This is a genomic window from Actinoallomurus purpureus (genome assembly GCF_024055795.1).
GTDB classification, from domain to species: domain Bacteria; phylum Actinomycetota; class Actinomycetes; order Streptosporangiales; family Streptosporangiaceae; genus Actinoallomurus; species Actinoallomurus purpureus.
Map to the genome: position 1 here is coordinate 47,611 of NZ_JAMXMY010000029.1, position 20,219 is coordinate 67,829.

13 protein-coding genes are annotated in these 20,219 nt (G+C 70.6%); 8 read left to right on the forward strand and 5 right to left on the reverse strand.

The window, feature by feature from the left end; all coding sequences use genetic code 11:
• Positions 1–177: 177 nt before the first annotated feature.
• The gene (locus tag NE236_RS38025; RefSeq protein ID WP_252847132.1) at positions 178–2,169 is read left to right on the forward strand and encodes a putative Ig domain-containing protein; all 1,992 of its coding nucleotides are present in this window, start codon (positions 178–180) and stop codon (positions 2,167–2,169) included.
• Positions 2,170–2,183: 14 nt separating this feature from the next.
• Here the strand turns inward: NE236_RS38025 and NE236_RS38030 are convergent, their stop codons facing one another.
• Positions 2,184–3,812, reverse strand: a complete 1,629-nt coding sequence (locus tag NE236_RS38030; protein WP_252847133.1) for a PucR family transcriptional regulator — start codon at positions 3,810–3,812, stop codon at positions 2,184–2,186.
• A 346-nt stretch (positions 3,813–4,158) separates the two neighbouring features.
• Between NE236_RS38030 and NE236_RS38035 the strand changes: the two genes are divergently transcribed.
• Positions 4,159–6,966, forward strand: coding sequence for a helix-turn-helix transcriptional regulator (locus NE236_RS38035; RefSeq protein ID WP_252847134.1), 2,808 nt, complete (start codon positions 4,159–4,161; stop codon positions 6,964–6,966).
• Positions 6,967–7,464: 498 nt separating this feature from the next.
• Here the strand turns inward: NE236_RS38035 and NE236_RS38040 are convergent, their stop codons facing one another.
• The 3 genes from NE236_RS38040 to NE236_RS38050 all read right to left on the reverse strand — a co-directional run bounded on the left by NE236_RS38040 (position 7,465) and on the right by NE236_RS38050 (position 11,176).
• Positions 7,465–9,108, reverse strand: coding sequence for a right-handed parallel beta-helix repeat-containing protein (locus tag NE236_RS38040; protein WP_252847135.1), 1,644 nt, complete (start codon positions 9,106–9,108; stop codon positions 7,465–7,467).
• Complete coding sequence (locus NE236_RS38045; protein ID WP_252847136.1) at positions 9,108–10,250, reverse strand: polysaccharide pyruvyl transferase family protein; 1,143 nt, start codon at positions 10,248–10,250, stop codon at positions 9,108–9,110. Before NE236_RS38045 ends, NE236_RS38040 begins: the two co-directional genes overlap by 1 nt.
• Before the next feature lie 275 nt (positions 10,251–10,525).
• Positions 10,526–11,176 carry a TetR/AcrR family transcriptional regulator gene (locus NE236_RS38050; RefSeq protein ID WP_252847137.1) on the reverse strand — a complete coding sequence of 217 codons (651 nt, stop codon included), beginning with the start codon at positions 11,174–11,176 and terminating at the stop codon, positions 10,526–10,528.
• Positions 11,177–11,285: 109 nt separating this feature from the next.
• Between NE236_RS38050 and NE236_RS38055 the strand changes: the two genes are divergently transcribed.
• The 4 genes from NE236_RS38055 to NE236_RS38070 all read left to right on the forward strand — a co-directional run bounded on the left by NE236_RS38055 (position 11,286) and on the right by NE236_RS38070 (position 15,698).
• Positions 11,286–12,665, forward strand: coding sequence for a cytochrome P450 (locus tag NE236_RS38055; protein ID WP_252847138.1), 1,380 nt, complete (start codon positions 11,286–11,288; stop codon positions 12,663–12,665).
• Positions 12,662–13,018 carry a ferredoxin gene (locus NE236_RS38060; protein WP_252847139.1) on the forward strand — a complete coding sequence of 119 codons (357 nt, stop codon included), beginning with the start codon at positions 12,662–12,664 and terminating at the stop codon, positions 13,016–13,018. Before NE236_RS38055 ends, NE236_RS38060 begins: the two co-directional genes overlap by 4 nt.
• Before the next feature lie 81 nt (positions 13,019–13,099).
• Positions 13,100–14,311, forward strand: a complete 1,212-nt coding sequence (locus NE236_RS38065; RefSeq protein WP_252847140.1) for an RNA-guided endonuclease InsQ/TnpB family protein — start codon at positions 13,100–13,102, stop codon at positions 14,309–14,311.
• Between the two features lie 256 nt (positions 14,312–14,567).
• Positions 14,568–15,698, forward strand: a complete 1,131-nt coding sequence (locus NE236_RS38070) for a PP2C family protein-serine/threonine phosphatase (protein ID WP_252847141.1) — start codon at positions 14,568–14,570, stop codon at positions 15,696–15,698.
• Between the two features lie 342 nt (positions 15,699–16,040).
• On the opposite strand, the gene NE236_RS38075 is transcribed toward NE236_RS38070, so the two are convergent.
• The gene (locus tag NE236_RS38075) at positions 16,041–17,576 is read right to left on the reverse strand and encodes a DHA2 family efflux MFS transporter permease subunit (RefSeq protein ID WP_252847142.1); all 1,536 of its coding nucleotides are present in this window, start codon (positions 17,574–17,576) and stop codon (positions 16,041–16,043) included.
• Positions 17,577–17,721: 145 nt separating this feature from the next.
• Between NE236_RS38075 and NE236_RS38080 the strand changes: the two genes are divergently transcribed.
• Entirely contained in the window at positions 17,722–18,906 is a 1,185-nt protein-coding gene (locus NE236_RS38080; protein ID WP_252847143.1) for a CaiB/BaiF CoA transferase family protein, read from the forward strand.
• A 38-nt stretch (positions 18,907–18,944) separates the two neighbouring features.
• Positions 18,945–20,111 (forward strand): acyl-CoA dehydrogenase family protein, encoded by a 1,167-nt coding sequence (locus NE236_RS38085; RefSeq protein WP_252847144.1) that lies wholly within the window; start codon positions 18,945–18,947, stop codon positions 20,109–20,111.
• Positions 20,112–20,219: the final 108 nt, after the last annotated feature.

The window sequence follows — 20,219 nt, forward strand, 5'->3', positions numbered from 1 at the left end:
GGTCGTACGCGTAGTCCAGGCACCGCTGTCGCCGAGGTAATCAATTCGGCAAGGTTTGGGATCACCCGCATGCCGGTTTCCGTGTGCGCGGCCGCGTGTGCCGACGGTGGTGATCGTGACCGATCGGCGGTCATCGAACGCAGCGGCTTCGTCGATACCCGGCTGAGGAGAAGCGCGATGTCCCACGGTAAGCCGCCTCGGGCGGGGCGAGTCTGGTTTCCGGTGCTGGTCGGGCTCGTCCTGGCCGGCGGACTCCTGGCCTGTCCGGCCACGGCGCGCGCCGTGACCCCTCCCGCGCGGTGGGGGAGCGCACCCGCCGCCGCGCGTACGGAGTTCCCCGCCGCAAGGGCACTGACCAGGCGGGCGTGTGCCCGGCCGAGATACCGGCATGAGATGGCGTGCCTCGCGTTGATCCGCACCGACGTCCAGCCGCTGCGCGGGATTCAGCACCTGGCCGCGCCTTCCGGCCTCGCACCGGCCGACCTCCGGAGCGCGTACGCGCTGCCGTCCTCCGGCGGGTCCGGACAGACGATCGCCATCGTCGACGCGTACGACGATCCGAACGCCGAGGCCGACCTCGCGGTCTACCGGTCGCAGTACGGCCTCCCGCCGTGCACGACCGCGAACGGCTGTTTCCGGAAGGTCGATCAGAACGGGGGCGGATCCCTGCCCGCCGCCGATGCCGGCTGGGCGATGGAGGAATCGCTGGACCTGGACATGGCGTCCGCGATCTGCCCGAGTTGCCGGCTGCTGCTCGTCGAGGCCGGCCGGCCGTACACGTCCGACCTCGGCACGGCGGTCAACACGGCCGTCCGTCTGGGTGCCAAGTACGTCTCCAACAGCTATGGCGGGTCGGAGTCCTCCGACCAGACACAATCCGACGCCGCGTACTTCGACCATCCAGGGGTGGCGATCACCGCCTCGTCCGGCGATTCGGGATACGAGACGCTGTATCCGGCGGCGTCGCGCAATGTCACCGCCGTCGGCGGCACCAGGCTGTCCAGGTCGGCCGCCGCGCGGGGCTGGAGCGAGTCGGCGTGGAGCGGCTCGGGGTCCGGATGCTCCGCCTACGACGCCAAACCAGCGTGGCAGACCGACACCGGCTGCCCCAGACGCACGACCGCGGACGTGTCCGCGGTCGCCGACCCCGCCACCGGGGTGGCGGTCTACTGCACCTACCAGGCCGGCGGCTGGCAGGTCGTCGGAGGCACCAGCGCCTCGGCCCCGATCGTCGCGGGCGTGTACGCGCTGGCCGGGCCGCCGCCGGCGCAGGGCTACCCGGCCTCATCGCCGTACCAGCACAGGGCCGGGTTGTTCGACATCACCTCCGGCAGCAACGGTGCCTGCACCCCGGCCTATCTGTGCACCGCCGTTCCCGGCTACGACGGGCCGACCGGTCTGGGCACGCCGAACGGCCTCACCGCCTTCCGGGCGGGCACCGGCAACGTCGTCTCCGTCACCGGCCCCGGCAACCAGACGTCCGTCGTCGGCACCGCCGTCAGCCTGGCGATCCGCGCGAGCGACTCCGCCTCCGGCCAGACCCTGACCTACACCGCCTCCGGGCTTCCGGCCGGACTCTCCATCAACGCGGCGACGGGGCAGATCTCCGGACGTCCGACCACGGTCGGCACCTCGACCGTGACCGTCACGGCGAGGGACACCACGGGCGCCGCCGGCTCGACCTCCTTCGCCTGGCAGATCGTCCCGGCCGGCTGCGCCTCGCCCGGCAACAAGATCGTCAACGGCGGGTTCGAGAACGGCGCGTCGCCCTGGACCACCACGCCGAACGTGATCCTGGCCAACGGCAGCGGTGAAACGGCCCATTCGGGAACCCATTTCGCCTGGCTGGGCGGTTATGGCACGGCCCACACCGACAGCGCGGCGCAGACGGTCACCATCCCGGCGGGATGCAGGGCCGTACTCAGCCTCTGGCTGCACATCGACACCGCCGAGACCGACGGCGGCGCCTACGACACCCTGACCATCAAGATCGGCACCCGGACCCTCGCCACCTACACGAATCTCAACGCCGCTCCGGGGTACCGCTCCGTCGCCCTTGACATGTCGTCCTTCGCGGGCCAGACCGTGACCCTGTCCTTCACCGGCACCGAGGACGCCTCCCTGCAGACCGGCTTCGTCATCGACGACGTCGCGCTGAACGCCTCATGACCCGGCCCGGCCGGTCAGCCCCGGGCGGCGCGCACGGCCCGAAGGGTCCGCAACGCGCGGGTGGCGAGCTGGAGGTTGAAACAGACGTCCGGATCGTTGAGATCGTGGCCTGAGATCTCCCTGATCCGTTGGATCCGGTACTTGAGCGTACTGCGATGGATCGCCAGCGCCGCCGTGGTCGCCTGGTAGCCACGCCCGCATTCGAGATAACGGCTCAGGGTCATGACCAGGTCGGACCGCCGGTGCTCGTCGTAGTCCAGCAGGGCACCCAGCCACTCGTGGACGAACCGTTCGACGCCGTCCTGGTCCTCGATCTCGGCGAGCAGCCGGTAGACACCGAGGCGGTCGAACTCGATGATCTTCCCTTCGCCTTCGTACCTGGCCTGGAGCCGCAGTGCCAGCCGGGCCTCATGGTAGGAGCGGGAGAAGTCCGCCGGCCTGTCGTACTTCCCGCCGACGCCGAGCCTGCACGGTCCGCCGCCGAACCTGCGCCGGATCGCGGCCTGAAGGTGCGGCCAGGGCCGGTCCGCGTTCGTCAGGACGACGACCTCCCCGTCGCGGACGGCGAGCAGCGAGCCGACGCCGACGTCGTGGGCCGCGTCTCGTACGGCGTCGAGGAGCTCCTCGACGTCCGCCCCGGGGGACACCTCCGCGACGACCACCGCTCGATGCGCACGCCGCAGGTCGTACCCGAGCGTCTCGGCGCGGGTCAGGGCGGTCTCCTCGTCGGCGCCGGCGAGCAGCGCGTCGGCCAGGTCGCGGCCGAGGCGATCCTCCGCGAGGCCGTTCAGGCGGGCGAGCCGGAGGGCGAGCACGGTGGCGGCGTGTTCGAGGGCGGTGAACTCCTGCGGACCGGCGGCGCCGTCGGGGTCGACGAGAGCGAGGACGCCCAGCACCTCTCCGGGCGGGCCGGCCGGCATGACCACCCTGTCATGGTGCCGGACCGGCCGGGCGGTCCGCGCCGACTCCCGCAGCATCTCCTCCCGGTCGGCGTGCTCCTGCCGGGGACAAGGGCCAGGCCGGCCCGAACCCGCCCATGCGCGGAGGTTCCCGTGGCGGTCCTCGACCACGATCGGGTACCCGGTGAGTTCGTGCAGGGCCTCGGCGATGCCTTCGGGCCCCTCGCCCGCCGCGGCCACCGCGGCGAGGCGCTCATGGATGTTCGTGCTGTACCGCAGCGTGGCGACGGTCTGGGCCAGCGCCGTGTTCGCGACCCGCAACTGGTCCGCGGTCGCCCGCTGCCGCGTGCGGCGCCGCGCGTTGGTGATCGCGATCCCGGTCTGCTGGGCCAGGACGCGCAGCAGGAACTGCTCGCCGGACGAGGGCTCGGCGGCGGCACCGACCACCAGGTAGCCCAGATGGTCGCCCAGGCTGCGCAGCGGATAGGCCCACGCCCACGCCTCCCCCAGCACGGCGACCGCGCCGCCCGCGACACTGAGCACGGCGAACTGCGTCTCGAGATCGTCGTGTGCGTCGGCCTCGTCGGCGGCGCCTCGCACCTGCTGCCAGCCCGTTCCGTTCAGGTAGGCGCCGTGGAAGCGGGAACGCCCCAGAGAGGGGATCGACGTCACGGCGAGATGAACGATGCGGTCGGGGTCGTCGCATTCGGCCATCACCATGGACAGCGCGAGGAGCGAGCGCATGCTCGAGGCCGGATCCTCTGGCGTCGGGTCGGATCGAGGCGCCATCGTCACCTCCGCGAGGCCTTCCCCGGAGGCTCGTCGACGTGGTCGCCGCCTCCGCGCCGTGCCGCGGGCCCGGTGCTGTGGAACCGGTCGTGACCTGCCATGTTCCCCCCTCATGAGGATAGGACGGCGACCGCTCGGGCCGGTCACCGGGGGACCAGGTCGGCTGATCGAATCCGTCCGCCAGGACGGTTCGTCGAGACGCCGCTCGCGAGCTCAGGGCGAAAAGGGGACGGTTCTTGGGCAGGTATTTGGTCCTGTCGTGACCTGGTTCCCGCGCATCCACCGCCGCAATCTGACTCTCATGGCCACTGTGCGGTCGCGGAGCGAGAAGACGGGCCCCGGGAGGACGATGCGCGGCCGCGAACGTGCGTGGAACTCCGTCATGAACCTCATGCGGGCGGAACCGGCAGGGCGGTCCCCGGTCCTTCTGATCGACGGCGAGGCGGGGACGGGCAAGAGTCTCCTGCTCGCGAAGGCGGCCGCCGCCGCGGCGGCGCTGGGTTTCTCGATCGCGACCGGCGGAGTGCGGGAGTTCGCGGACGTGGCGCCGTTCGAGCCGCTGCTGTCCGCGCTCGTCGGCCTCGCGGCCGTCTGTGACGGAGGGGCGAGCGGCCGGCCGGGCCGGGCGCGGCCACGGAGCATCGAGGAGATCCGGTCCACACTGGAGGGACACGGCGACGAAGGCCCCGTGTGGGTGAGCCTGGACGATCTGCAGCGGGCCGGCCCGGCCACGCTGACGGCGATCCACACCTTGACGCGGCAGCCCACCTCCCGTCCCGTCGTGTGGCTGCTGGCCCGCTGCACGACCGGGCGCGCGGTCGAGGCCGACCGTCTGTTCGATCTGCTGGAGCGTGACGGCGCGACGCGGCTCACGCTGCCGCCGTTCGACGACACCACCGTGCGCGAGGTCGTGATCGACACGCTGGGGGCCGTGCCCGACCCGGATCTGCTGACCCTGGCGTCGGAGGCGGGCGGCAACCCCGCCCTGCTCATCGAGCTCCTTTCCGGGTTGAGGGACGAAGAAGCGATCCGGATCGCCGATGGGCACGTGCGCCTGGTGACCCCCCGGATCCCGGTAAGGATCCAGTCCGACATCAGGCACCGCCTGGACCGCGTGGACCCGGCGACACGTCACCTGCTGAGCGTCGGCGCGATCATCGGACGGTCGTTCTCCCCCGAGGACGCGGCCGAGGTGCTCGGCACGACACCGGCGGCCCTCCTCCCTCGACTCGATGAGGCGTTCTCCGCCGGGTTCCTCGTCGCCACACCGGACGAACTCGCGTTCCGGAACGGCCTGGTGTGGCGGGTCGTCACCGACCGCATGCCCGCGCCGATCCGGCGGGCGCTGCACCGTCAGGTCGGGGACCTCCTGATGGAGCGGGGCGGGAGCGCCGTGCCGGCCGCCGCCTCCCACCTCATGCAGGGGGTCCGGGGCGGTGACGCCCGTGCCCTGACCGGCCTCGACCGGGCGGTCACCGAGGTGCTTCCGGCGTCCCCGCGAGCCGCGGCGGCCCTCGCCGCGCATGCGCTCCGGCTCACCGACTCGGCGGAAGCGGCCTGGCCCGCCCGTACTCTGGCGGCGGTGCGCGCCCTGAGCACGGCGGGCCGGCTGAGGGAGGCGCTCGATCTCGTGGACTCGGCGCTCATGACGCCGTTGCCCGGGGACACTTCCGTACGACTGCGCTGTCTGCGATCCGCGATCCTGCGCCTGACGGGCCGGACGGCCGAGGCCGCGACCGAGGCGACCACCGTCCTCGCCGTGCCGGGCCTGTCCGGCGAACTCCACGACGAGGCCGAACTCGCGCTGCTCAACGCGCAGGCGGGGACGGGCGACGACGCGGGCGCGCGCGAGCGGGCGGAACGGATCATGTCCGCGGCGGACGGCCACGGTGACGCTCTGCTCACCGGCGCGCTGATCACCCTGGCGCTGGCGGACTGGGACTCGGGACGGTTGACCGACGGGCTGCGGCTCGCCCGCGAAGCCGTACACCACGCGAAGTCGGCGGACGCGCGCGGCCTTCACCCCCGGATGACCCTGGCGATGCTGCTGATCGACGTCCGCCGTCTGGAAGAGGCTCGGGCGGTGATGGCAAGCACGGGGGAGGAGCCCGAAACGACCGGCCACCTGGCCTGGGCCGCGGCCCCCGCGGTCCTTCGCGCTCGACTGCATCTGGCCGCGGGCCGGTTCGACGACGCCGCCGCCGAGGCCGAAGCCGGCCTGGCGATCACCAGTGAGCTCGGACCGCACGTGCTGACCTCGACCACGCTGTCAGTGCTGGCTACGGCGAGGCTGCGGGCGGGCGATCTGAACGCCGCCCAAGGATACGTCGGAGGAGACCGGCCCTCGCTGTGCCACTGCGGATCGCCGTACGCGGAGGCCCGGCTCCTCCTCGTCAGGGCGCAGATCATGGTGGCACGCGAAGGGGTGGCCGCCGCGGCGGAGACCGTCGGGCGGCTCTGCGACGACCTCGCGACGCACCGCTGGGCGCTGATCAGCGAACCCACCGCCGCGCCGTGGCTCGTACGGACGGCGCTCACCCTGGGCGACCGCGCACGCGCCGAGAGAGTGGCCGCGGCCATGGACCGGCTGGCCGGTGACCATCCCGTCTTCGCGAGCGTCGGCGTCACCGCCGTGCACGCACGCGGCCTGCTCGACCGGGACCGGAGCGCTCTCGCGCGAGCCGCCGCCGAGCACGCCGACCCATGGGCCCGCGCCTCGGCGGCGGAGGATCTGGGGACGTTGATCGCCGGCGAGGGTCCCGCCCTGCGGCGGGACGCCGTCGCGGGCCTGGACATGGCGCTCACGGCCTATACGGACCTCGGCGCGGCCCGCGACGCGGCCCGGGTACGCCGCCGGCTGCGGCGGTTGGGCATCCGGCGCCGTCACTGGAGCCAGGCCGACCGGCCCGTCTCGGGCTGGGCGAGCCTCACCGACACCGAGCGGAGCGTCTCCGAGCTCGTCGCCCAGGGCCTCACCAACCGCCAGGTGGCCGATCAGCTGTTCATGAGCGTCCATACCGTGGCCTTCCACCTGCGCCACATCTTCCGCAAGCTGGAGGTGGCCTCCCGCGTCGAGCTAGCCCGGCTCACCATGGAGGCGGCCACCTGATCGGCGACTCAGGGGTTCTCGTACGAGACGACGAGCTCGTCGCCGGCCAGGTTCACCCGGATGACCGCGCCGTCGAGGATCTCCTCGGACAGCCGTGCGATCTACTCGGGGTCCAGGCTCACTTCTTTTCTTGGTCACTCTTGGTGATCCCATGATATCGTTCTGTCATTAGCAAGCCCCGTGCCCAGGCGACGCGGGGCACCCTCCTCGGTCCGATAGCTGTGCAGGCTGGACCGATAGCGTCCGGAGGGACGTGCCACGCGGGTCGGCGGCTCTGCTTGCCGACACCAGGGCACGAAGACGATCGGCACATGCCCAGCATCCAGCCGGGACGACTCCTGAGGACTCCTCAGGATCGCTAAGCCAATCAGAGACGCTGTTCGCCCTTCGGGAACGCCGTCACATCCTCAGTCTTGGTAGATATCACGCCCGCTTGGTAGACATCACGCCCGGCCCTGCGCCCCGATGGTGGAGCGCCGCCGCGTCAGGGCAGGCGGGTCAGGAGCGCTCGCCGGGGCACCCGTCGATCCCGTGGTTGTGGTGCCAGCAACCCCCGGAGGGTTCGGTCTCGAAACGGGTCGCGGCGACGGCGTTGCCCGTCAGATCGTTGTCGTGGACCCAGGCGGCGCCGCAGGTGCCGCGCTCGGCGATGACGAATCCGTGGGTTTGGGTCTTGCGAGGCTGGCCGTCCCACACCCGGTTGTCGCGGATCGTGGGGCTGTGGACGCCGGCGGCCAGCGTGATGCCGGCTCTGACCGTGGGGGCGTCGGGCAGTCTGTACGTGGCGCCGGGACTCGGGGTGCCTTCGGGCCACGCGGTGGTGGCACCGGGGCGGACGGGGGCGAGGGCGAGCTCCGTCGGGCCGTTGCCCATGACGATGGCCTGCTGCGCGCCCGCGGTGACCCACTTGCCGATGTGCCCCTGCGGTCGCCAGTCGGCCGCCGTGTCGATCAACGACTCCGAGGTGTAGAAGACCGTCGCGCCCTCCCCTCCGGTCGCGGGTTCGCACTGCCGGCCGTTGCCGCGGAGCCGGTTCCCGGCGATGTCGGGGTCTGTGAGCGCGGAGTCGATGAAGATCCCGTCCAGGCCGTTGTCCCAGAACTCGTTGGCATCGATGATCATGTTCCCGGCCGACTCCTGGGGGCCGCCGGCCAGGTTGTGCTGCCAGTATCCATAACGGCCGTTCCTGCTGATGCGGTTATCCGTCAGGGTGTACGGCCCCGGGGTGTTGCCGATCGCGACACCGTCCCAGACGTTGTCCTCGATGACGCATCCGGTCACGATCCCGCCCCGTCCGGCGACCGCGGACGTGCCCAGCGCCGAGACGTCGTAGCCGGCCTGGTGGTTCCCGATCAACGTGCATCCGGTGACGACCAGCCCGTCGGCGCCCCAGTCGGACACGCCGAACCGGTTGCCCTCCGAATGACAGCCGATCACGCGGATGCCGCGGGTGGGGGTCCAGCGCCGGTCCTGGAGTTCGAAGAAGATGCCGTTGGTACCGTTGCGCACGGTCGTGCACGAGGAGACGGTGCACCGCTCGACGGAGCCCCAGCCGCCGGTGCCGATGCCGATGCCCGCGCCGCCGAGCCACTCGCCGTGTTCGAGCCGCCCGCAGTGCACGACCAGGAGGTTCTCGACGAAGGTGTCCTGCAGGAAGTCGCAGCCGAAGCCGGTCGCGGGCGTGTCGTGGATGTACAGATCACGGAACCGGCCCCGGAGGACGTACTGCAGGCCGAGCCCCTTGGCCAGCACCTTGTACTCGGACAGGATCATCCCCGAGCCGTCGATCTCGAAGTGCGCGAAGGTGCAGTCCGCGATGTGGTTTCCGCGGCCGGCGCCGTGCTCGATGGCCGTGAAGTAGGCCAGCGGAGTCGCCGCGGCCGGGTTGCCGGGGTTGGCCAGGGCGAACCGCGTGGCGGCCGGCCCGTCACCGATCAGGGAGATCCCGCTCCGCCAGACGGTGCCCTGGTCGCGGATCGAGTACACCCCCGATGGGCAGTAGATCGTGCGCGGCCGGCCATCGACCGCATAGGCGGACCCGAGTTCGTCGACGAGGGCCTGCAGGGCGGGCTGGTCGTTGACCTTTCCGTCTCCGACCAGCCCGTGATCGAGCGCGTTGTGGACGAAACGGGCCGCCGGCATCAGGCCACCGGGTCCAGGCGGTCGATGAGCGCACGGCACCGCTCCTGGTTTTCTCGGGCGCGCTCCCGCAGGACCTGGAATCGCTGCCGCAGACGGTAGGTCCAGGCCTTCCGCTCGTCCCAGAGCCGATCGAGCTCCGCCAGCAGCGGTCCGGCCTGCCCTTTGGCGATACCGGTCAGCACCGGCGCGCCCACCGTCTGCGCGAAGTCGAACACCTTTCCGGCGTACGGCAGGGGCAGCACGGGCACCCCGGCGCCGGCGGCGAATATCAGGAAGTGCAGCCGCATGCCGACCGCGAAGTCCAGGTGCCGCATCAGCCCGGCGATCTGGGCGGGGGTGTAGGTCCGGTTGAGGACCCGAGCGTTCTCCGGCGCGCTCATCGCCGACAGCACCGCGTGGGCATGGGCGATGTCGCACCGTTCCATCGGAACGAACACGGCCTGGGCGTTGTACCGGCACGTCATGAAGTCCGCGACCTCCGCCAGCAGACCGTGATAGCTGTTCTCGTCGAGGTTGTCGGCCGCTTGCCCCGGTTCGCGCACCGAGATCCCGACGAGCCGGACGTGGCTGTCGATCCCCTCCCGGATCAGCATCTCCTCGGTGAACTCCTCCGGCTCCAGCAGCACCGCCGCGTCGGCGGTCGCCGAGATCTGCCGGTTCACGCCCATTCCCTCGAGGACGAGGATGGACTCCTGGTCCCTGACGGTCAGGTCGGTCATCTGGTCGATGGTCTCCCGTACGACGTCGATCTCCTCATGACCGGTCAGCGGCCCGGCCCCGATCGCGTAGCCGAAGGTGGGGATCCCCAGCTGGTGGGCCAGCCGTACCGGCCGCATGACCGAGCCGGCCTGACCGTCGTGCAGGATCCCGCCTCCGCCGAGAAGGAGCAGGTCCAGCCCGGTCTCCGCCTCGACGAGCTGCCCCTGGGAGACCCCGGTGTAGGCCACCGCCGGGACGCCGAAACGCTCACGTGTGTGTTGGGGCTGCCGGCTGAAGACGATCCTTTCCGCCGTCGGCCGTATCTGCCGCAGGCTGTCCAGGACGCAGGCGAGGATCGCCTCATCGCCGAGATTGAGCCCCCCGTAGGACCCGAGCACCCCGATCCGGAGTTCGTGCCGGTGATCCGACATCTGATCCGACATTCAGTCCACCTCCCCTCGGTTCCGGTGAGTCGGACGAGGAACACGCGGTGCGCCGGGCAGGACGGCCGCCGACCGGGGCCCACCGGCACCAGAAGGCCGTTCAAGCCGATGCGCGGGCCGCGCCGACCTGCACACACTCATGGTGACCGCACCGGGGGACCGCCACATCCTCACATCATGTAGTCACTCGCCGTATCCGCAGGTGACGGCCGGCCCGGCGGGGGATGGGGGCGTGGAAAGACCGGGTGGCCGTTACATTCGTACGAGTCCCCGCATCAGCGCCCACCGATCGACCCACCGGGCGTGCGCGGGCCGAGCAGGGCGATCGAGGCCTGGACCGCGATGTCGGTGACCTCGCTCATCCGTCCGCCGTCCTCGACGGTGGTCGCCGTCAGCTCGCGCAGCCCGCCGAGCAGCATGATGGCGAGCTGCCGCGACAGCGGTCCGATACCGGCGGCACGCCACTCGTCGGTGTCGCAGAACGTCTGGATCGTGTCGACGAAGGCCTCCAGCACGTCGCGCTGCAGCCGGCGCGCCGCGTCGCCGAGCGAGGGCACGTCGCGGATCCAGCTCAGCATGATGGCCGGCTCGGATTCCGCGCAGGCGATCCACGCCTCGATGGCCTGTCGCACCTGGGTGTTCCAGGGGGCGCGCTGGTCGACGGCGTCGGAGATCCGGCGGATCATCTCGGTGTTGGCGTCGGTCAGGAGCGCGACGAAACAGGCTTCCTTGTCGGCGAAATGCTCGTAGAACGTGCGCCGGGACGTGCGCGCGCGGCGGACGATGTCGGCGATCGTGGTGGTGCGGTAGCCCTTCTCGACGATCGACGCGGCGAGGCCGTCGAGGAGCCGTCGGCGGAATCCACCCGCGCCATCGTCCGTGGGCGCCGTCCTGTCGGGATGGCGCCGGTGCCGCACGGTCGTCACCGTGGTCACGTTATACCTCTCGTCCCGGGGAGCCCTTGAACCGAATGGTACATCGGCGTACCGTGCGGTGGTACGGCCGTGTACCACACGCCGGGAAGGGATGACCTCCATGACGGCTGTGACGCTCCCTGCAGGCCCGCCGACGCCGCGCTTCGTGCAGGGCGCCTACGCGTTGACCGCTCCGTCGCACGGGATCCGCCGGTTGCGGGTCCGCTATGGGGACGCCTTCACCATCAACGTTCCGGTCTTCGGCCGCGCGCTGGTCATCAGCGATCCGGCGGAGGTCAAGCAGCTGTTCACGGCAGGTCCCGAGGCCGTGGAGAACCTGGACCCGAATCTCGGGCGGGTGCTCGGCCCCGGCTCGCTGTTCGCGCTCACCGGGGATGAGCACCGTAAGCAGCGCAAGCTGCTGGTCCCGCCGTTCCATGGCCGCCGCCTCGCGGCGTACGAGAAGATCGTCGAGGACGAGACGGTGCGCGAGCTGGCGTCGTGGCCGCAGGGCCGGGTGTTCGCGACGCTGCCGTCGATGATGCGCATCACGATCAATGTCATCCTGCGGGCGGTGTTCGGCGCGGAAGGCGCCGAATTCGCCCGGCTGCGTGCGCTGCTGCCGCCGTTGGTCACCCTCGGCTCCCGGCTGGCCGTGCTGCCGGTCCCCGAGCTCCCCTTCGGGCGGTTGAGCCCGTGGAACCGGTTCCGGGCGATGCGCCGCGAGTACGACGCGATCGTCGAACGGCTGATCGCCAGGGCGACGGGGGAGGGCCTCGACGAGCGTGACGACGTCCTCGCGCTGCTGCTGCAGAGTCGCTATGAGGACGGCTCGCGGATGAGCCACGGTCAGATCGCCGACCAGTTGCTCACCCTGCTGGCCGCAGGGCACGAGACGACGGCGACGACGCTCGCCTGGGCGGTCGAGCGGCTGCGCCGTCACCCCGCCGTCCTGCGGGAGCTCGTCACAGAGGTGGATGCGGAGGGAGGCGCCGGGGGAGGCGCGTTCCGCGACGCGACGATCCTCGAGGTGCAGCGCACCCGCCCGGTCATCGACCTGGTGGGCCGCGTGGTGAGGACGGACGGCTACCGCCTCGGACGATGGACGCTGCCAGAGGGGTACACGGTGATCGTGAGCGTCGTTCTGCTCCACGACGACGAGTCGCTCTTCCCGAACGCCCGGGAGTTCGACCCGTCCCGTTTCCTGCAGGCCAGGCCGGACCTGTACCAGTGGATCCCGTTCGGCGGTGGCACCCGGCGCTGCATCGGCGCGGCGTTCGCGACCTTGGAGATGAACGTCGTCCTGCGTACCCTGCTGCGTGACCTCACCCTGATGCCGACGACCGAACGCGACGAGCGATGGCATTCGCGCGGAATCACCAACGCCCCGGCGAAGGGAGGCCGGGCGATCGTCCGCCGCCGGTCCGTGACCCGCGAGGTCGTCCACTCCGCCCGGCCGCCGGCGGACCGACGGCACACCTCAGACGGGAGAGACCGGTGAGAGTACGGATCGAATCCGAGCGTTGCCACGGGCGCGGCCGCTGTTACGACCTGGCCCCCGACCTGTTCGTCGAGGACGACGAGGGCTTCGGGAAGGTCCTCGGCGACGGCACCGTGCCGCCGGACGAGGAGCAGCACGCACGCCGCGCGGTGTCCAACTGCCCCGAGCGCGCGATCGACCTTCTCGGAGATGCATCCACCGCTGCGTGGGCTCGCACCTGGCGCGCATGGAGCTTCGGGTCGCCCTGGAGGTCTGGCTCGAACGGATCCCGGTGTTCACCTAGTCCTCCGGAGGATGCCCCGGCCTTCAGGCCGGGGAGGAATCCGGACTCCGTCAGGAGCGGCCCGGCGTAGCCGGGACGGCCGGTGAACGGAGTCCGCCGGCATTCGGTCATTCGCCTTACATGGGAGCGCGACAGTTGTAAGGTGTCGGTCATGCGGACGGCGTACAAGTGCCGGGCCTACCCGGACCCCGAGCAAGCGGCGGTGTTCAGCCGCACGTTCGGGTGTGTGCGCCTGGTGTGGAACAAGACCCTGGCCGAACGCCACGCGGCCTACCACCAGCGAGGGAAGAAGACCTCTTACAAGCAGACCGACGCCGCGTTGACCGGATGGAAGAAGACCGAGGACCTGGCGTTTCTGTCGGAGGTGTCCTCGGTTCCGCTGCAGCAGACGCTGCGGCACCAGCATGCGGCGTTCGCGAACTTCTTCGCCGGCCGCACCAAGTACCCGCGGTTCAAGAACCGCGACTCCCGGCAGACCGCGCACTACACCCGCTCGGCGTTCCGCATGAAGAACGGCGAACTGCACATGGCCAAGACCACCACGCCGCTGCGGTTCGTGTGGTCTTTCGAGGACGTGAACCCCGCCACGCTCGACCCCACCATGGTCGTCATCTCCCGGGATCCGGACGGCCGCTGGTACGTCACCTTCGCCATCGACACCGACGTACCCGACCCCATGGACGAGGCCGGGCACGCCATCGGTATCGATCTTGGGATCAAGGACTTCGCGGTCACCTCCGACGGGGAACGCATCGCCAACCCCCGGCATCTGGAGCGCAAGGCCCGCAACCTGGCCCGGTATCAGCGGCGGATGGCTCGCTGCGAGCGCGGGAGCGCCAACCGGCGCAAGGCCAAGGCGAAGGTGGCCCGCGCCCACCGCAAGGTCCGCAACGCCCGCGCCGACTTCCTGCACCGCACCAGCACCAACCTGATCCGCCGGGCCGACACCATCGTCATCGAAGACCTCGCGGTCACCAACATGGTCAAGAACCGCGCTCTGGCGCGCGTCATCAGCGACGCGGGATGGGGGGAGTTCCGCCGGCAGCTGGAGTACAAGGCCGAACGCGCCGGGCGCACCCTCGTGGTCATCGACCGCTGGTACCCCTCCTCCAAGACCTGCTCGGCTTGCGGGCACCTGCTCGCGGAGCTGAGTCTTTCCACCCGGCACTGGACGTGTCCGGGCTGCCGCACCCGGCACGACCGGGACATCAACGCGGCCAAGAACATCCTTGCGGCTGGTCGAGCCGTAGCCGGGGAGAGATCCTCTGGTGATGCCTGTGGAGCTGGTGTCAGACGGCAAGGGTCCTCCCTTCCGCAGTCGGCGCTGAAACAGGAAACCCGCGCCGTGAGGCGCCCGGCCTGAAGGCCGGATCGGCCGCAAGGCCGATGGGAATCCCCTTTCTTCAGAAGGGGGAGGAAGTCAATCTCGGTGATCCGCACGCGGTGACCTGGGCCGCGGGACAGGTGCGCGGGCCCCGTACGCTCCCCCTCCGCGTCGGCTGACCCCGCTCGCGGAGGTCGAGGCACGGACCTCGGGCGCGGCCACGCCAGGGTCGACCCCGGCTCCCGTAGTCGCTGGTCACCGGCCTGATGCCGCGACCACGGGGTAGGAAGTAAGGATGCGGCTTCGGGAGCGGCTGCACGAGGTCCGCCCGTCGTGGCAGCCGGCTCATGCCCTGCTGGCGATACCGCTCGCGTTCATCGCACTGATCACCGTGGCCGACGTGCTGTCACCCGAGACCATCCACCTGGGACCGCTCCTCGTCGTGGCGCCCGCGCTCACGGCCTCGTTCGCCGGTCCCGTGGAGACCGGCTTCATCGCCGTCCTGGCCGTGGTGGCACAAGTGATCATCGCGTTCCTGCACGGCGGCATCGGCACGCTCAACCACCAGGTGCAGATCGTGGCGCTGCTGCTGGTCTCGGCGATCGTGGTCACCTTCCGTTACGTGCGCGAGCACTACCGGATACAGCTCACGCACGTCCGGTCGGTGTCGGAGGTCGCGCAGCGCGTCATCCTGCGCCCGCTGCCCCGCAGGATCGGCCCGTTGCGCATCGCATCGATGTACATCGCCGCCGCCGCCGAGGCCCGGATCGGCGGTGACCTGTACGCGGCCGCGCGCACGATGGGCGGCACCCGTCTCCTCATCGGTGACGTGCGCGGGAAGGGCCTGGCCTCGGTCAGCGACGCGGCACTGCTCCTGTGCGCCTTCCGCGAGGCGTCGCACCACCATGCGACCCTGCCCAGGCTCGTGACGCATCTGGAGTCCAGCGTCTGCCGGAACCTGGCCGAACTCACCGAGACCGGCGAGGACGCCACGGAGTGCTTCGTCACCGCCCTGATCATCGACATACCCGACGCCGAGCCGGTGGCGCACGTGATCGACTGCGGCCATCCGCCGCCGCTGCTGCTGCGCGGCGACCGGGTGGTGGCCCTGACCCCGGACCAGACGGCTCCGCCGCTGGGCCTGGGAGAGTTCGCCGCCGGCGACCATCAGCCCGGGACGTTCGGCTTCGAGCCCGGCGACATCCTGCTGCTCTACACCGACGGCGTCATCGAGTGCCGCGACCATACGGGCGCGTTCTACCCCCTCGCCGAACGCCTGCCTCTGTGGGCGGGCGAGGACGCCGCCACGCTCGTCGAGCGGCTCCACGACGATCTCCTCGACCACGTCGGCGGCCGGCTGGACGACGACGCCGCGGCCATCGCGATCGAACGCCTGACGGCCGAGCCCACCGGCCGCCCGCACTGACGCGCCATCCGCCCGCCGGGGCACCCCCGCATGGAACGATGATCAAACCTGTCATCGGCATGCCCTCGCCCCGACACCCGTGGCTGCGGGCCGCCGTCGATCGGTAACGGGACCGCCCCCGGCCCGGATCGACCGGCGGGGACACCCCCCCGGTATCCGTCGCTGGCCGACTCCTGACCCGTCAGCACCGTACGGCGGGCCGCGGTGGGGGGACCGTTCCGGAACCCCGCGGCCGTCCTCCCGGCGACGGACGTCGGCGGGACCACCGACCTGCCGTGAGCAGGCGATCGAAGCCGGCCCCGCGGCCATGGGCCGCGGGGCCGGAACGGAGCCGGGCGAGGGTCAGTGCATCGGCATCGGCGCGCCGTCCGGCACGTCGGCCGGCTTGTGCCGCGGCAGCAGCAGCGCCGGGATGAATGCCAGTGCCAGCAGGCCCACCGCCCACCAGTAGGTGCTCTGGAAGGCGTCCGCCATCGGGCCGACGATCTTCTGCATGACCTGCGGCGGGACCTTCTGGGTGGCGGACAGGCCGCCGCTCGCCGAGCCTCCGAGCTTGTCGGCCAGGGAGTTGGCGAGCAGCACGGACATCAGCGCGGTACCGATGGAGGCGGACACCTGCTGGATGATGTTCAGCATGGTGCTGGCCTTGGGCACCTCGTCGTGGACGAGCGTCTGGATCGCGGCCGCCATGGAGGGCATCATCGTCAGGCCCATGCCCAGCCCCATCACGAACAGCACGCCGCCGAGTATCCAGTACGAGGTGTCGGCCTGCAGGACGGCGGTGAAGCCGGCCACGGAGGCGACGACGACGAGCAGGCCGATCAGAACGACCCGGCCGGGCCCGATGCGGTCGGTGAGCTTGCCGCCGACCGGCATGGTGATCATCGCGCCGAGACCCTGCGGGGCGAGCAGCAGACCGGAGGAGAAGGCGTTCTCCTGCCGCACCACCTGGAAGTAGAGGGGGAGCAGGAGCATGGCGCCCATGAACGCGCACATGAACAGCGCGATCGTGCCCGAGGCCGCCGCGACCGAGCGCCGCCGGAGCAGTCGCAGGTCGATCAGCGGGCTCTGGGCGGTCAGCGCGCGGAACGCGAAGAGCACCACCAGCACCGCGCCGGCGATCGTGGTGATGAGGACCTCGGCCGAGCCGAAGTCGCTCTTCTGCGCGCCCTTGGCCAGACCGTAGATCAGCGAGGCCAGGCCGGGCGACAACAGAACGAGACCGAGAAGGTCCAGCCGTTCGCCGGGGCGCGGAGTGTCACGCTTGAGGATCTTCGCGGCGAGGAACAGCGCGACGACGCCGATCGGCAGGTTGATGAAGAAGATCCACCGCCAGGAGACGTCGTCGACCAGCCAGCCACCCAGGATCGGGCCGAGGATCGGCCCGAGCAGCATCGGGATCCCGACGACGCTCATCACCTGGCCGACCCGCTTGGGGCCGGCGGCCTGGGTGAGGATCGTCATGCCGGCCGGCATGATCATCCCGCCGCCGAGACCCTGAAGAACGCGGAAGGCGATCAGTGACTCGGCCGACCAGGCCATGCCGGCCAGCGCCGATCCGGCCACGAACAGCGCAATGGAGATCATGTAGAGGCGCTTCGTGCCGAACCTCGCCGAGGCCCAGCCCGTCACCGGGATGACCGTTGCCAGGGCGAGCGTGTAGCCGGTGGCCACCCACTGGATGGTGGACAGCGGCGAGTGGAACGCTCCGGCGAGATGGTTGATGGCGACGTTGACGACGGTCACGTCCAGAATCGACATGATCGCGCCGAGGACGACGACCATGGCGACCGCGAGCACGCCCCGATCGAGCCCTCCCGACGATCCAGGCGCCTCGGGCGGATCTTCCGCCACCTCGGGTGATGAGAGAGTGCTCACTGCCGTGTTCCAATCGTTGACGCGCCCACACGGGCCGCTGTCTGCAGGTTTCAAGTGACGAGAAGCATGATGCCGGGTGGCACCGACAATCCGGCAACTCAATTACTCGGCGGGAAGAGACGATCACGCACCTGGAGGTCACAGCATGGCCGAACTTCCGCTCTCGGGCGTCACCGTCGTGAGCGTAGAGCACGCGGTGGCGGCGCCTTTCGCCACCCGTCAGCTCGCGGATCTCGGAGCCCGCGTGATCAAGGTAGAGCGGCCCGGGGGAGGGGACTTCGCGCGCCGGTACGACACGACGGTGCACGGCCAGTCCAGCTACTTCGTCTGGCTCAACCGGTCCAAGGAATCCCTGACCCTGGACGTCAGGTCCGCGCGCGGCAGGGAGATCCTGCACGAACTGCTCGCCGGAGCCGACGTCTTCGTGCAGAACCTCGCTCCGGGCGCGGCCGGCCGGCTGGGGCTCGACGCCGCCTCCCTGGCCGAGCGGTACACCTCGTTGATCCCGTGCACCATCTCCGGCTACGGCACTTCCGGCCCCTGGGCGGACCGGAAGGCCTACGACCTGCTCGTGCAATGCCAGACCGGTCTGGTGTCGCTGACCGGCACGGCGGAGGACACCGCCCGGGTCGGTGTGTCGATCGCCGACATCGCCGCGGGGACGTACGCCTACTCCGGGATCCTCACCGCGCTGTACGCCCGGGCGACCACCGGCGTGGCGCGGGCCGTGGAGGTCTCGCTGTTCGACGCGCTGGCGGAGTGGATGAGCCAGCCCGCGTACTACACGCGCCACGGGGGCACGCAGCCACCGCGGATCGGCGCACACCACGCCACCATCGCGCCGTACGGCGCCTACACCGCGGCCGACGGCAGGCAGGTGCTCTTCTCCATCCAGAACGAGCGGGAGTGGGCGGCGCTGTGCGAGCGATTCCTGGAACGCCCGGATCTGGTGGACGATCCGCGCTTCGCCACCGCGTCCGACCGGGTGGCCCATCGGGACCAGCTCGACGTGGTCATCGTCGAACGATTCCGCCGGTCTGCCGGCGGCGAGGTGATGAAGCTGCTGGACGACGCGGGGATCGCCAACGCCGGAGTCAACGACGTACGGGCGTTCGTCGGCCACCCCGTGCTCGCCGAGCGCGACCGCTGGCACGACCTGGACATCCCAGGCGCCGTGGTTCCGGCGCTCCAGCCCCCCGTGGACCTGGCCGGCATCGGCCCGCGGATGGATCCCGTGCCCGCCGCCGGTGAGCACACCGAGCGGATCCTGACCGAACTGGGACGCGGCCCGGCCGAGATCGAGGACCTGCGGGCCGATGGCGTGATCTGACACCGCGATTCGGTATCGAGCGAGGAGAAGAAACCACTGTGAGCATCCTGGACGCCCTCTCTCCCGACGAACGGTTCGTCGTCGAAACCGTGCGGGACTTCGTCAGCAAGGCCGTGAAACCCGTCGTCCGGGAGCTCGAGCACTCCGACACCTACCCCGAGGCATTGATCGAGCAGATGAAACGGCTCGGGATCTACGGCCTGGCGATCCCCGAGGAGTACGGCGGCAACGCCGTCTCGATGTCCTGCTACGTCCTGGTCACCGAGGAACTCGCGCGCGGCTGGATGAGTTTGGCCGGCGCCATGGGCGGTCACACCGTCGTCGCCAAGCTGCTTCTGCTCTTCGGCACCGAAGAGCAGAAGCGCCGCTACCTGCCGAAGATGGCCACCGGCGAGATCCGGGCGACCATGGCCCTGACCGAACCCGCCGGCGGCTCGGACCTCCAGGCCATGCGCACCGTCGCCCGCAAGGACACGGAGGGATACCTCGTCAACGGGTCCAAGACCTGGATCACCAACTCCCGGCGTTCCCAGGTCATCGCCCTGCTCTGCAAGACCGATCCGGACGCGGACCCCGCGCACAGGGGCATCTCGATCCTCCTCGTCGATCACGGCCCGGGGCTCACGGTCTCCCGCGACCTGCCGAAACTCGGCTACAAGGGCGTGGAGAGCTGCGAACTCGTCTTCGACGATCACCGTACGCCGGCCGACTCCCTGCTCGGCGGCGTCGAGGGCAGGGGGTTCGCCCAGATGATGAAGGGGCTCGAGACCGGAAGACTCCAGGTGGCCGCACGCGCGCTCGGCGTCGGCCGGGCGGCGCTGGAGGACTCCCTCGCCTACGCCCGGGAACGCGAGTCGTTCGGCAAGCCCATCTGGCAGCACCAGTCGATCGGCAACTACCTCGCGGACATGGCCACCTCCCTCTCGGCGGCGCGGCAGCTCACGCTCCACGCCGCGCGCGAGGCCGACGCGGGCCGGCGGGTGGACATGGAAGCCGGCATGGCCAAACTCTTCGCGTCCGAGACCGCCATGCAGATCGCACTCAACGCCGTCCGCATCCACGGCGGATACGGGTACTCGACCGAATTCGACGTCGAGCGGTACTTCCGCGACGCACCCCTGATGATCGTCGGCGAGGGCACCAACGAGATCCAGCGCAACGTCATCGCGAGCCGGCTCATCAAGCGAGGCGGTCTCGACGCCTGATGCAGCACCTGCCCGGTGGTTCCGACACGGCGTGGCCACTGATCGGCGTCGCCGACCGGGTCGGAGCGGACCCGGATGCCTGCGGGTGGCTGAGAACTCGTCGGCGAG